This window comes from Methanomethylovorans sp. (assembly GCF_050177135.1).
Taxonomy (GTDB): domain Archaea; phylum Halobacteriota; class Methanosarcinia; order Methanosarcinales; family Methanosarcinaceae; genus Methanomethylovorans.
In genome coordinates this window covers 1-12,721 of the sequence record NZ_JBFXHJ010000064.1, presented here as the reverse complement: position 1 = coordinate 12,721, position 12,721 = coordinate 1, and the positions used below count along the sequence as shown (strand labels likewise).

General features: G+C 44.1%; 13 protein-coding genes, 1 tRNA gene and 1 pseudogene. 8 read left to right on the top strand and 7 right to left on the bottom strand.

Annotated elements, in window-relative coordinates; genetic code table 11:
* A pseudogene (locus tag AB7U21_RS06735) lies at positions 1–138 on the top strand (NAD(P)/FAD-dependent oxidoreductase); the annotation flags it as partial.
* 58 nt (positions 139–196) lie between these two features.
* Here the strand turns inward: AB7U21_RS06735 and AB7U21_RS06730 are convergent.
* The 6 genes from AB7U21_RS06730 to AB7U21_RS06705 all read right to left on the bottom strand — a co-directional run bounded on the left by AB7U21_RS06730 (position 197) and on the right by AB7U21_RS06705 (position 7,404).
* Positions 197–1,630 (bottom strand): TrkH family potassium uptake protein, encoded by a 1,434-nt coding sequence (locus AB7U21_RS06730; RefSeq protein WP_333787026.1) that lies wholly within the window; start codon positions 1,628–1,630, stop codon positions 197–199.
* Positions 1,631–1,642: 12 nt separating this feature from the next.
* Complete coding sequence (gene trkA / locus AB7U21_RS06725; RefSeq protein WP_333787025.1) at positions 1,643–2,977, bottom strand: Trk system potassium transporter TrkA; 1,335 nt, start codon at positions 2,975–2,977, stop codon at positions 1,643–1,645.
* A gap of 138 nt (positions 2,978–3,115) precedes the next feature.
* The gene (gene dnaJ, locus AB7U21_RS06720; RefSeq protein ID WP_428387863.1) at positions 3,116–4,279 is read right to left on the bottom strand and encodes a molecular chaperone DnaJ; all 1,164 of its coding nucleotides are present in this window, start codon (positions 4,277–4,279) and stop codon (positions 3,116–3,118) included.
* A 73-nt stretch (positions 4,280–4,352) separates the two neighbouring features.
* Complete coding sequence (gene dnaK, locus AB7U21_RS06715) at positions 4,353–6,197, bottom strand: molecular chaperone DnaK (protein ID WP_428387861.1); 1,845 nt, start codon at positions 6,195–6,197, stop codon at positions 4,353–4,355.
* 91 nt (positions 6,198–6,288) lie between these two features.
* Complete coding sequence (gene grpE, locus AB7U21_RS06710) at positions 6,289–6,879, bottom strand: nucleotide exchange factor GrpE (protein WP_333787022.1); 591 nt, start codon at positions 6,877–6,879, stop codon at positions 6,289–6,291.
* A gap of 114 nt (positions 6,880–6,993) precedes the next feature.
* A complete protein-coding gene (locus tag AB7U21_RS06705) occupies positions 6,994–7,404 on the bottom strand; it encodes a heat-shock protein (RefSeq protein WP_333787021.1) in 411 nt (136 codons plus the stop codon).
* Positions 7,405–7,521: 117 nt separating this feature from the next.
* Here AB7U21_RS06705 and AB7U21_RS06700 point away from each other — a divergent pair, with 117 nt between their 5' ends.
* The 7 genes from AB7U21_RS06700 (at position 7,522) to AB7U21_RS06670 (ending at position 11,323) form a co-directional block, all read left to right on the top strand.
* The gene (locus tag AB7U21_RS06700; RefSeq protein WP_333787020.1) at positions 7,522–8,439 is read left to right on the top strand and encodes an ATP-grasp domain-containing protein; all 918 of its coding nucleotides are present in this window, start codon (positions 7,522–7,524) and stop codon (positions 8,437–8,439) included.
* Positions 8,436–9,407, top strand: a complete 972-nt coding sequence (locus AB7U21_RS06695) for a hydantoinase/oxoprolinase family protein (protein WP_333787019.1) — start codon at positions 8,436–8,438, stop codon at positions 9,405–9,407. Before AB7U21_RS06700 ends, AB7U21_RS06695 begins: the two co-directional genes overlap by 4 nt.
* 21 nt (positions 9,408–9,428) lie before the next feature.
* Positions 9,429–10,082 carry an amino acid kinase gene (locus AB7U21_RS06690; protein WP_333787018.1) on the top strand — a complete coding sequence of 218 codons (654 nt, stop codon included), beginning with the start codon at positions 9,429–9,431 and terminating at the stop codon, positions 10,080–10,082.
* 82 nt (positions 10,083–10,164) lie between these two features.
* Positions 10,165–10,332, top strand: coding sequence for an HVO_2753 family zinc finger protein (locus tag AB7U21_RS06685; RefSeq protein ID WP_292351897.1), 168 nt, complete (start codon positions 10,165–10,167; stop codon positions 10,330–10,332).
* A 9-nt stretch (positions 10,333–10,341) separates the two neighbouring features.
* Positions 10,342–10,611 (top strand): elongation factor 1-beta, encoded by a 270-nt coding sequence (locus AB7U21_RS06680; RefSeq protein WP_333787017.1) that lies wholly within the window; start codon positions 10,342–10,344, stop codon positions 10,609–10,611.
* Positions 10,612–10,644: 33 nt separating this feature from the next.
* A tRNA-Ala gene (locus AB7U21_RS06675) sits at positions 10,645–10,716 on the top strand.
* A gap of 85 nt (positions 10,717–10,801) precedes the next feature.
* On the top strand, positions 10,802–11,323 hold the full coding sequence (locus tag AB7U21_RS06670; RefSeq protein ID WP_333787016.1) for a tetratricopeptide repeat protein: 522 nt from the start codon (positions 10,802–10,804) through the stop codon (positions 11,321–11,323).
* 6 nt (positions 11,324–11,329) lie between these two features.
* On the opposite strand, the gene AB7U21_RS06665 is transcribed toward AB7U21_RS06670, so the two are convergent.
* The gene (locus AB7U21_RS06665; RefSeq protein ID WP_428387856.1) at positions 11,330–12,565 is read right to left on the bottom strand and encodes an FG-GAP repeat domain-containing protein; all 1,236 of its coding nucleotides are present in this window, start codon (positions 12,563–12,565) and stop codon (positions 11,330–11,332) included.
* Positions 12,566–12,721 lie beyond the last annotated feature (156 nt).

Below are 12,721 nucleotides of genomic sequence, written 5' to 3'. Positions count from 1 at the left end.
CATTCCTTAAAGGGTGTGAACTTCAACAAGATGAGCCTTATCGATTTGCTGTATGCTCTTTTCAAGGCAAATAAAAAGCTTTTGTGGGACTTGAGAGTGTTGTTCAAGAATGTTGTGAAAAATGAACTTGACATGTAACCAAAGGTCATAAAAAATACCAGTGCATGATACATATGCACTGGATCCTTTTTACATATTACTTTTTCCAGAACTCAGGGGTGAACAATACCACCACTGTAAATACTTCAAGTCTGCCTATCCACATATTAGCTATAAGTATGACTTTTGCCAGGGCTGGCATTGCGGAAAAACTGCCCATCGGTCCAACAAGATTGAATCCCGGACCGATGTTACCCAAAGTAGTTATGGATGCAGTGAGGGAAGTTAGAATATCCACACCCATAAGAGTAATAAAGAATGTACTGGCCAGGAATATAAGGAAATAGATCACCACAAAGGATATGATCTCCTGCATTATGTTTTCTGTAACGGTCTTTCCATTGAATTTTATAGGCTTTACTGCTTTTGGATGAATGGACTTGAAGAGTTCCCATCTGGCATATTTCAGTAACAACAACACCCTTATTGCTTTTGGACCACCCGCTGTTGATCCGGCACATCCTCCGATGAACATTACAAGTAACAGCACTATCCTTGAAGAATCGGGCCACAAATTGAAATCCGTACTGGCAAAACCCGTGGTTGTAAGGAGAGATACTACCTGGAACACTGAATAACGCAGACAGGTAAGGGGATCTGCACCTGTGCCATACCTCAATGCAAGAATGAGCATAGCACTTGCCAATAAAACCACAGCTGTATAGAACTTGAATTCTTCATCCTTTAATATAATTTTGTGATCAGTATATAGTGTTCTGTACAGCAAGGCAAAGTTTGCTCCTGCTATGAACATAAAAACTGTGATTATAGCTTCTATTAAAGGACTATCAAAAGCCGCAATACCCAGACCATAAGGAGAAAAGCCTCCAGTCGCCATCGTGGTGAACGTATGTGTAACAGCATCATAGGTTGACATGCCAGCCTGATGTAATGCAGCGATCTGTAAGGCCGATAGCACCACATATACCATCCAGAGGATCTTAGCTGTATCTCTTATCCTGGGTTTTATCTTGTCCTCAGTAGGACCGGGAGCTTCAGCACGGATAAGCTGCCTGCCTGCAATAGCTAATTTAGGAAGAATCGCAACGAACAAGACAATGATACCCATTCCACCTATCCACTGGATAAAACTCCGCCAGAAAAGAATACTGCGTGAATGGCTTTCTATGTCGTCAAGGATACTTGCACCAGTGGTAGTAAAACCAGACATGGTTTCAAAAAAAGCGTTAAGGGGAGATATACCTTCGACAATGAATGGGATGGCACCGAAAAACATAGCTGTTAACCAGCTGAGAGCCACAATAGCAAAAGCTTCCCTGAGCTTCCAGTCATCATCTGACTTGTAGCGTGACCAGAGATATATACCCGCGATCTCTGTTAAGCCTATGCCTACAAGAAAAGGAACAGGAGATTCATGATAATAAAAAGCCAAAATCAAAGGAACTATCATCATAAGTCCCAGGAAACGCAGGAGAGTTCCCAATACGTTCAGTATGACCTTTGAGTTCATGGACCACCCACATCACTTGAAAAGTTTTTCCACTGCCTCTATGGAAGAAGGAAGAGAGAATACCACTACTCTGTCATTTTCCTGGATCACCTGACTGCCACGGGGAACTATTGTCCTGCCATTATGAACGATCATGCTTACGATCGCACCTGCAGGGAATTTCACATCACGTAATGGTTTGCCCACTATTTTTGACTTGCCTGAAGCAGTATATTCGATGATCTCAGCTTTTTGCCCTTCGATGGTAGTGATGGCCTCAATGCCTGTTCCCATGGTCAGTTTAAGCACCTCGTTGACAGTTGCTCCCCTGGGACTTACCGCACTGTCCACACCGACCATTTCAAACAGAGAGATGTAATCAGACCTATCCGACCTGGCAATAACTTTCTTAACTCCCAGTTTTTTAGCTATAAGGGAGCATAAGAGGTTCTTTTCATCACTATCCGTAACGGAAACGACCACATCCATCTCATTGATACCCTCATCCTTCAGCAGGTTGATATCTGTTCCGTCACCATTTAATACAAGAACCCCGGAAAGTTCGTCTGCGATCTCTTCACAACGGGTCTTGCGTGATTCTATTATCTTAATATCTGCCTCACTTTTACCAATGAGCTTCGCAAGATAAAAACCAACTATGCCACCACCTATGATCATAACCTTACTGCGTCTGCCAACGACCTCTCCCAGAAGTCCCCGTATGTCTTTCATTGCAGAAGGCTGACCTATCACTACTATGTGATCGTTCTCCAGGATAGAATCCTCGCCATGAGGAATAATTACATCATCTTTCCGGAAAATTGCACTTATTATACAGCAATCAGTAAGATGAAGGTCTTTCATCATCTTATTGGCAAAATAGCTTCCTTTGGAAACCACCAGCTCCATCATTTCCACTTTGCCTTCTGCAAATGATTCAGCATCAATGGCAGACGGTATTGCAAGTATCTGTGCAACTTCAGAAGCCATAGCAAGCTCAGGACATATCATCACATCGATCCCTATACTAACACGCTTAGCTATTGGCTTATCAATGTAATCGGGATTGCTTACCCTTGCCAACGTCTTAAGTTTACTTTTATCTCCTGCAATGAGCTTGGAAGCCATGCATGCTACGATATTGACCTCATCGGAACCAGTGACAGCCATCAGGATGTCAGTCCCTTTGATAAACTTGGACAATATAGATACATTCGCGCCATTGCCCTGAATGACCTGGACATCCAGCTCATCAACCCGCTTACAGGCTTCTTCATCCTGTTCTATGACTATTACATCATTAGTGGCATACAGCGATTTTGCTATATGATAGCCTACTTCCCCTGCACCTATGATAATAGCTTTCATGAAATCCCTTCAGATAAATATTTCAACATATATATAAAAGCGTACATCTGGAGGATAGGCATTTATGCCGATATTGGCTTTAAACATTGTTGAAAAAAACAGAAAAAAAATAGTTATGAATTTAAACAATTGTCCTGACTATGAGGTGAAAGCATCTTTCATTTTATCAAATATGCCTGAATGTTTATTTTTGCCACCCTTTTTGTCCAGTTCATCGAACTTCCTGAGTAAATCCTTCTGTTCTGAATTAAGGTTCTTAGGTGTTTGCACGATGACCTTTACAAGCTGGTCACCTTCACCGCTTCCATGTAAATGAGGCATGCCTTTGCCTTTGAGCCTCAGAACAGAATGTGTCTGTGTCCCAGGTTTAATAGTCATTTTCACATTCCCATAGAGCGTAGGCACAGGTACCTCATCACCCAAAGCCGCCTGTACAAATGAGATCGGCAGTTCGTAGAGTATATCATCTCCCATACGCTCGAAGGTCTTATGAGGTTGCACATGTACCATGACATAGAGGTCTCCTGATGGTGCTCCCGGGCTTCCTGCTTCACCTTCCCCCCGGATCTTGAGCCGCAGGCCGTTATCGGCTCCTTTTGGCAGCTTTACAGAAAGTTTCTTTACTTTCTTGATCTTACCCGTGCCTTTGCATGCGGGACATGGGTCCTCTATTATCTGGCCATTACCATGGCATGTATTACAGACGGTTGTGCTCATGAAACGCCCAAAGGGAGTATTGCGTGCGCTGGTGATCTGCCCAGTGCCGTGGCATGTAGGACAGGTAGTAGGATTTGTACCGGCCTTCGCGCCGGTTCCCCCACAGGTCTCACAATTTTCGGCCCGTGGGACATTGATCGTAGTTTCCACACCATTGGCTGCTTCTTCCAGGGATATGGAAAGATCATAGCGCAGATCAGATCCTCTCATAGGAGCATTGCGCCTGCTTCTTCCACCACCGAAGATATCGCCTCCGAATCCTCCGAAGCCGCCTCCGAAGATGCTGGAGAGGATATCACCCAGATCCTCAAAGCCTCTGAAATCAGCACCACGGAAAATGTCTTCCTGGGAATAGCGCCCATCTATACCGGCGTGACCAAACTTATCATACTGGGCTCTCTTTTCTTCATCAGAGAGTACAGCATATGCTTCTGAGATCTCCTTGAACTTCTCCTCGGCATCCGAAGCCTTATTTTTGTCCGGATGGTATTGCATCGCAAGCTTCCTGTATGCCTTTTTTATTTCGGCTTCAGTAGACTCCTTGGAAACCCCAAGGATCTCATAATAATCACGTGTAGTGGACATGAAAGACCCTGTATGTCAGTATAAAATAAATAAGGTACGTTCGGATAGAACGTACCTTTATGCCTGAAACTGTTTAATTCTTACCGTCATCAACTATTTCATAGTCAGCATCTTCGACTGTATCATCGCCGGAACCCGACTTTGCAGAGGCCCCTGCTCCGGATGCAGCTTCTTGCTGTGCTTTCTGATACATAGCAGCTGACACATCATAGATGGCGGTCTGAAGAGCTTCGGTCCTAGACTTGATGGTTTCAATATCATCTTTCTGAAGAGCATCTTTCAGATCAGAGATGGCACTTTCGACTTTTGATCTCTGGTCTGCGGTTACAGAATCACCCGCTTCCTTGAGGGTCTTTTCAGCCGCGTTCACCAGAGACTCAGCAGTGTTCTTTACCTCCACTTCCTCCTTCCGCTTGTGGTCCTCCTCAGCATGGAGTTCTGCATCCTTTACCATCTTGTTGATCTCATCATCTGACAGACCACCTGGCTTCTGGATGGATATGGATTGCTCCTTGCCAGTGCCCAGATCCTTTGCCCTTACATGGAGGATACCATTTGCATCTATGTCAAAGGTGACCTCTATCTGTGGAATTCCCCGTGGAGCCGGTGGAATGCCATCCAAGATGAAGCGTCCCAGAGTCTTATTGGCAGAAGCAATACCCCTCTCACCCTGCAACACATGGATCTCTACGGATGGCTGGCTGTCGGCAGCCGTGGAGAATACCTGGCTCTTCCTCACAGGAATGGTAGTGTTACGCTCGATGAGCGGAGTTGCAACACCGCCCAGGGTTTCTATACCAAGTGTCAGTGGTGTGACATCAAGCAGGAGCACATCATGGACCTCTCCCCCAAGGACACCGCCCTGAATTGCTGCACCCACTGCAACAGCCTCATCCGGGTTGATGTTCTTGTATGGATCCTTACCGGTTACCTTTTTGATAAGCTCAGTGACTGCCGGCATCCTTGTGGAACCTCCTACAAGAAGCACTCTGTCGATGTCCTTTGCTGTGAGCTTTGCATCCTTCATTGCCTGATTGACAGACACCAGGGTCTTATCAAGCAGATCAGCGGTCATCTTCTCGAACTGTGCCCTTGTAAGATCGATATCAATATGCTTTGGCTGCCCATTAGCATCTGCAGTGATAAATGGTAGGTTGACGTTGGTGGAAGGTATGCCGGAAAGCTCGATCTTTGCCTTTTCAGCTGCATCCCTCAGACGCTGCAATGCTGCTCTGTCCTTGGATAGATCGATACCTTCATTTTTCTTGAACTGTTCAACAAGATAATCTACTATCCTCTGGTCAAAGTCATCACCACCAAGGTGAGTATCTCCGCTGGTTGAAAGTACCTCAAATACCCCTCCTCCAAGCTCCAGGATAGATACATCAAATGTACCACCTCCAAGGTCGTAGATAAGGATCTTGTGGTCTTCAGCCTCTTTATCAAGACCATAGGCAAGGGCTGCTGCAGTAGGTTCATTGATGATCCTCATTACTTCCAGACCTGCAATGGCACCTGCGTCTTTAGTAGCCTGCCTCTGTGCATCATTGAAATAAGCGGGAACTGTGATTACAGCCTGTATGATGGTCTCTCCCAGATATGCCTCGGCATCTTCCTTCATTTTACGCAGGATCATAGCAGATATTTCCTGCGGAGTATAATCCTTTCCGCTGAGGGCTACCTTATATCCTGCCTCTCCCATGTGCCTTTTTATGGAATAGACAGTATTATCTGCGTTTGTGATCATCTGCCTCTTGGCAACCTGTCCCACAAGTTTCTCACCCTTCTTGGAAAAGCCTACTACAGAAGGTGTTGTCCTGCCTCCTTCTGCATTCGGGATGACGGTTGGCTCTCCACCTTCGATAACAGCCATACAGGAATTTGTAGTTCCAAGGTCAATACCCAATATCTTTGCCATATTATTACCTCTCAGGTCCTTATAAGATAGTTATGTTGTAATTATAGTTTTATGACTTTGTTCGTATAGTCGTCACGTATCAGATGCAGTTTTAGCTACAATCTTTATCCTTATCTGCTACTGATCCTTCAGGAAGTTTTGATACGGTCACAGCAGCAGGTCTGAGCACTCTGGAATGAAGATAGAATCCCGATTTGCACACATCTATAATGGTATTATCGTCGTGATCAGGATGTTCCACATGCATCATCGCCTCATGTTCATGGGGATCGAATTCTGCACCTATGCACTCCATTTTGTGGAGACCTTCCTTCTCCAGGATGGAAACGAATTGCTTGAAGACCATTTCCACACCCTTCACAACAGAGCTGACATCATCTGTGTTCTTTGCTGATTCCAGGGCACGCTCGAAGTTATCATAAACTTCGATAAGTTCAAGAAGAAGTTCTTCTGAAGCAAATTTGCGGAACTCTTCTTTCTCCCTTGCTGTGCGTTTCCTGAAGTTATCGAACTCTGCGGTCAGACGTAAGAGCCTGTCCTTCAACTGTGCGATCTCTTCGTCCTTCATACAAAGTTGCTCCTCCAAAGATGGCGCGCCATTTGTGACTGACACATCATCCGTCACATCATTATCACTGTTCTTGGATGGTATTTCTTTAGTATTTCCCAAACCTTCATCCATCTTTACATTCCTCTTCAATCAGTGTAAGGTCATGTGTCTGCAATGCTCATGATTGTTTGATGTTCTATAAATACTTTTTGGTGATGAACATCTAAAAAAAGAAAAATGCAGGAGTTAGAGATATTGTCCGTGCATCTTATGCTTCACAGCCTTTATTATGAGCATGCTTGCGATCATACATATAGCCAGAGCTGATACCATTCTTTCCCAGCCTATGCCCTCTATACCACCCTGGAAAACGAAAGACAGACCTGTAAAAAAGGCTGTCACAGCGAAGGTCACGGCAAAAGCAGCTATACCCCCACCTATAAGTGAACCCGCATGATCAGCACCCCGATCCTCAAAAAACACAGAAGCTGCAATGAATATGACAGCAAATATCAGCAACATCACCGCAAAAGGAAGAGGCGTGGACTTTGTACTGAGCATTGTCATGATTCCCATGGCAACACCTATCATGAACAGTGCCATGGAAGTGGATATTGCTATGGCCTGTGCGAATGGATTTTCAGATAATATTCCCATATTCATCCCTTGGATAGCCAAGATGTGAATGATAGTATTTATTGATTATTGAATAATTATACTATTGTTCTTTCCTGCTCGTTAGTAATATATCTGATAAAACAATTTGCATTCTTCATGAAGATATTACTTGCAGAATATGCAATGGGTACAGGCATGGATGGTACTTTCCTTCTTGAAGGCAGATCAATGCTCAAAACCCTTGTCAGTAGTTTCGCAAGGCTTGGACATAAAGTCACATATCTGACCTCTGGCCCTCTATTACCTGAAGGAAATGCCATTATCGCAAATGAAGAAAATTTCAGGAAGATCATAGAAGAAGAAGCCAAAAAAAGCGATGCTGGACTTGTAATAGGACCAGATGAGATCCTGGCTGAACTTACTTCGTGTATAGAGGATAATACACTTAACCTCGGTTCCACACCTGAAGCAATTGATTTGTGTGCAGATAAAGTAAAGTGCACCAAAGAGCTTCTGCGGAACAATATAGCTGCTCCTCGCATCCTTGAAGACACATTTGGCATTAAATGTGTTGTAAAACCCAGATTCGGATGTGCCTCGGAAGATACATATCTTACTACAAACACTGAAGTACCCCCGGGGTCCATTGCAACAGAATTCATAAAAGGAGAACACCTGAGTGTGAGCCTCATAGCAGGAGAGAGAACATTACCATTATGCGCTAACAAGCAGCTGATAGAATTTATGGATATTAAGGATCCAGCCGGACTTCGTGTTGAATATAAAGGAAATACAGTGTGTTTTTCACCGCCGTACAAAGAAGAACTGTTCAGAACAGCTGTGGCAGCTTCGAAGATATTAGGATGCAGGGGCTACACCGGAGTGGACATAGTATATGATGGAACGCCTTACGTAGTAGATGTTAATCCCAGACCGACCACTTCGATCTATGGGATATGTAAGGTGATGGATGTTGAAATAGCTGATCTGCTGCTGAAGAACAGACTGGGAGGATTACCCGGGTCTGTGGGAATAGCTGCAGAATGTTCCTTTACCAAGGAGGATTTCAAATGAGATACCTTGGTATTGACATAGGAGGGGCAAATACAAAAATAGCCACATCTGATGGAACTATAATAGAACTTCACTACCTGCCACTGTGGAAAGATACTACTCTTCCCCAAACACTAAAGGATATATCAAAAAGGCTCAAGCCCGATAAGGTTGGAGTGGTGATAACAGGCGAACTTGCCGATTGCTTTGAGGATAAATTACATGGACTGAAATTCATAATGAAAGCAGTGGAAGATGCATTTGCATGTGATGTATATTATATTGGCACTAACGGAAATATCCATAAGAATTATGATGACCTGAGAGGTCTTGCAGCTGCAAACTGGGCAGCATCTTCACGATTGATCGGTGAGGAAATAGGTGATTGCATCTTCGTGGATGTGGGAAGTACTACAAGTGATATAATCCCCATAGTTAATGCAAATCATGTGGCATCAACTACCGATTTTAAGAGACTGCTTGCAAGTGAACTGGCCTATATGGGCACATTACGTACCAATGTTGCTACCCTTATGGAAAAGGTGAAAATGAAACAGGGAACTTGCAGGGTCTCCTCGGAACTCTTCACTACAACCGGTGATGTTTATTTGCTGCTTGGAGATATCATGCCGGAAACATATACCTGTACGACTGCAGATGGGGCTGGAAAAAGCAGGCTTGAAACCATGAGAAGACTCGCAAGGCTTGTGTGTGCGGATCTGGAAGAGATATCAGAGAAAGAAATAATGGAAATTGCACGTCAGGTTAAGGAAAAGCAGATAAATTTACTTGCTGAGGCGATATCCACAGTATCTGTGAAACATGGTATACGCAGGATCGTTGCTGCAGGCATTGGGGAATTCATGATCATTGAAGCCGCGGGAAGACTTGGAATGGAATGCATTTCTGTGGCTGACAAGTGGGGAAAAGATATATCCAACGTATTTCCTGCCTATGCTGCGGCCTGGATGGTAAAAACAAATACATAACTCCGATAACAAGAGAACAATATGAGCATCATTGCAAGAAGTTGTACCGTTATTAAAGTAGGTGGAAGTCTTATGGAAACTGCTCCTGAACTTCTCATTTATTTGCAGAAGCATCTGGAGAATAGGAGGAAAACTGCCTCCACGGTGCTGGTAGTTCCCGGAGGTGGCGTTTTTGCAGATGCTGTAAGAGACATCCATAAAAATAAAGGCATTAGTAATGAAGCAGCTCACTGGATGGCTATCCTTGGAATGGAACAATATGCATATTACCTTGCCGACAAAAGTGGGATAGGTACCACAGAAGATCTGGAAAAACTGGTTCCGGGAATTTCGATCCTCATGCCTTACAGGCTACTACGAAAATGGGATCCTTTGCCACATTCCTGGGATGTGACATCTGACTGCATTGCTGCATGGGTGGCATCGATACTGAAAGCCGGAATGGTCAAAGTTACTGATGTGGACGGAGTGCTTATTAACGGGAAGATTGAGACAGTCGTAGGTGCGGCAGAACTGCAAAAAATGGATGAAAGCTGTGTGGACAGGATGTTACCGGAATTGCTTATAAAGGATGGAAGAGATTGCATGGTCGTCAATGGTAAGTACCCTGAAAGAGTGCTTGCCGCTCTTGAGCAGAAAGCTGTAAGAGGCACTCTTATCAAGGGGAATATTTAAATCGTATACTGATTATGTACACAAATCATCTCTGATGAACTTAGTGTATTATCTCTATTATAAATACTGAAGGAGAAATCGAATGGTAAACAAGGTCACAAACTGTACTTCATGCGGTGTTAACTTAGAGGAACGTGGTTTTGCCCGGTTCCCATGCCCCGTCTGCGGTGCAGAGATAGGAAGATGCATGAGCTGCAGGCAGCAGAGCAACCCTTACACCTGCCCAAAATGCGGTTTTGTAGGTCCATGAGGTGTAACAATGGGTGATGTAGCAGCAACTATTAGGGTAATGCCGGAAAGTGTGGAAACCGATCTCAACGAACTTAAGAACAAACTTGAAGCCGTGCTCCCCGAAGGAGCAAAGTTCTTTGGTTCGAGGATCGAACCCGTTGCTTTTGGTCTGAAGGCCCTTGTCATGGTCATAATGGTAGGAGACATCGAAGGCGGCACAGAACAGGTAGAATCAGCCTTTGCTGCTGTTCCTGGTGTCGAAAGCGTACAGGTCACAGAAGTGGGCAGACCAGTCTAAGACCTCTTTTTTTATTTTTTTTTTTTGCATTTCGGGCTCGTAGATCAGGGGAAGATCGTTACGTTCGCAACGTAAAGGCCGCGGGTTCGAATCCCGCCGAGTCCATCGGAAAGAGAAGATGTTTTTATTTTAATTGAAAGCGTATTTTAAACATAAATAGGAGATAAAAATTGTGCGGATTAAAAGAGGCATGGTTCTGATTCTGGTAATTATTGCGATATTCATTGCCGGATGTACCGAAAAACCCATTGAGAACGCAACCTCGGGAACAGAAGAGGTTTTTTCTGAAGGACCACTTAACTCGACTGAATGGAATAATAAAGGTGTTGACCTTTTTGTTGCAGGCAGAGCTGAAGAAGCACTGGGAGCATATGATAAAGCCACAGGAATTGATCCACTGAACGTATATGCATGGTATAATAAAGGCATTGCATATTCTTATCTGGGCCGATATGAAGAAGCATTACAAGCATACAATAAAACCACAGAGATCGATCCCGAAGATGCAAATGCATGGCATACCAAGGCTGGAGCCCTTAATAGTCTGGGTAGATACGAAGAAGCCATCGAAGCACTGGATAAAGCTATAGAACTTGATCCTCAGTTTGCATATGCGTGGTATAACAAAGGCACCATACTTGATAGGCTTGGCAGGACCGATGAAGCACAAGTATGTTATGATAAAGCTAAGGAATTGGGATATAGTGCATAATATCCCTTATTCCATCTTTGCATTGTTAACTAACTCGACTGCTCTATTCATATGATAGATAGAGGAATTTGAATAAGATAACCACTTTTCAGTATTTTGAGGATCATCAATACCAGCTTTAAGGTCGTTTGCGATCAGTATTGTGTATTGTCCCACATAGCTCAGGTCAGTAAGACAGAGCACCCACTCTGACTGTGCTTCTTGGAACATGGGAGATACAGAATATCTGCTGTTATCCTCCAGTGCTTTCTGAGTGTCGTCTATAATTCTTTGTCCGGTCATGGATAAAGAATTATAATCAGCCTCATTCATAGCCACGGAAATCTCATCATAATCATTGTCCAGTAGCTTTGAATAATGAGCAACACTTCCGATCCACGCATGGTCAGCATTCCAGACTCCAACAACGTGAGTCACACCGTTCCACCCAAGTCCCAAGACATCAAATCCGGAATTGTTCTGGAGAATGAAATTGTTACCTTCGATATTATATATAGCCAACTCGGTAGACCCATCTAGGTCCCAATCTCCTACTATCGGTTCAGTGCCTTCCCAGCCAAATCCCACAATATCTGCAGAACCATTAATGGTATTCCATAAAGCCCAGGTACCTTTGTTATCATACACACCCACTTCATCTTTACCATCGCCATTCCAATCCCCGACCACAGGAGTAACATCAGGCCACCCTAACCCAATGACATCAACTTCCGGATCATTCAGGATATGGAAATTATTACCTTGAGTGTTGTAGATGCCGAGATCAGTTACTCCATCACCATTCCAATCACCTGTTATCGGTTCAGTGCCTTCCCAGCCGAACCCTACAATGTCTGCCGAACCAGTACTGGTATTCCATAGAGCCCAAGTGCCTTCATTGTCGTATACTCCTACCTCCTCAGCACCATCACCATTCCAGTCACCTGCAACTGGCGTAGCGCCCGGCCATCCGAGGCCTATGAGATTAAAACCTGGATCAGTCTGGACCAGGAAATTATTTCCTGCAGTGTTGTAGATGCCTAGCTCAGTAACCCCATCAGCATCCCAATCACCTGTTATCGGTTCAGTGCCTTCCCAGCCGAACCCCACAATGTCTGCAGAACCATTAATGGTATTCCATAAAGCCCAGGTACCTTCATTATCATATACGCCTACGGATTCAGCTGAAACTATGCCGGGAGTCATCATCAAGAAGCACAATAGTATCCCAAAATAAATTATCCTGCTTAACTGGATTTGCATTTACATCACCCATTACACAAACAATAGCAGATCAGAATCTACTTATTCACCACTCTTAATCATGTTTTCCATCAATAAAATATCAAAGTCTGGGAACTATCCCCGGAAACTTCAATACTTCCATGAATGCTTAATTAAGCATGGAACACAGTCCCT

Bases quoted from the DNA above. Each gene is read 5' to 3' on its own strand.
- AB7U21_RS06730 (WP_333787026.1), bottom strand. From the start codon at position 1,630: ATGAACTCAAAGGTCATACTGAACGTATTGGGAACTCTCCTGCGTTTC.
- trkA (WP_333787025.1), bottom strand. From the start codon at position 2,977: ATGAAAGCTATTATCATAGGTGCAGGGGAAGTAGGCTATCATATAGCA.
- dnaJ (WP_428387863.1), bottom strand. From the start codon at position 4,279: ATGTCCACTACACGTGATTATTATGAGATCCTTGGGGTTTCCAAGGAG.
- dnaK (WP_428387861.1), bottom strand. From the start codon at position 6,197: ATGGCAAAGATATTGGGTATTGACCTTGGAACTACAAATTCCTGTATG.
- grpE (WP_333787022.1), bottom strand. From the start codon at position 6,879: ATGGATGAAGGTTTGGGAAATACTAAAGAAATACCATCCAAGAACAGT.
- AB7U21_RS06705 (WP_333787021.1), bottom strand. From the start codon at position 7,404: ATGGGAATATTATCTGAAAATCCATTCGCACAGGCCATAGCAATATCC.
- AB7U21_RS06700 (WP_333787020.1), top strand. From the start codon at position 7,522: ATGAAGATATTACTTGCAGAATATGCAATGGGTACAGGCATGGATGGT.
- AB7U21_RS06695 (WP_333787019.1), top strand. From the start codon at position 8,436: ATGAGATACCTTGGTATTGACATAGGAGGGGCAAATACAAAAATAGCC.
- AB7U21_RS06690 (WP_333787018.1), top strand. From the start codon at position 9,429: ATGAGCATCATTGCAAGAAGTTGTACCGTTATTAAAGTAGGTGGAAGT.
- AB7U21_RS06685 (WP_292351897.1), top strand. From the start codon at position 10,165: ATGGTAAACAAGGTCACAAACTGTACTTCATGCGGTGTTAACTTAGAG.
- AB7U21_RS06680 (WP_333787017.1), top strand. From the start codon at position 10,342: ATGGGTGATGTAGCAGCAACTATTAGGGTAATGCCGGAAAGTGTGGAA.
- AB7U21_RS06670 (WP_333787016.1), top strand. From the start codon at position 10,802: ATGGTTCTGATTCTGGTAATTATTGCGATATTCATTGCCGGATGTACC.
- AB7U21_RS06665 (WP_428387856.1), bottom strand. From the start codon at position 12,565: ATGCAAATCCAGTTAAGCAGGATAATTTATTTTGGGATACTATTGTGC.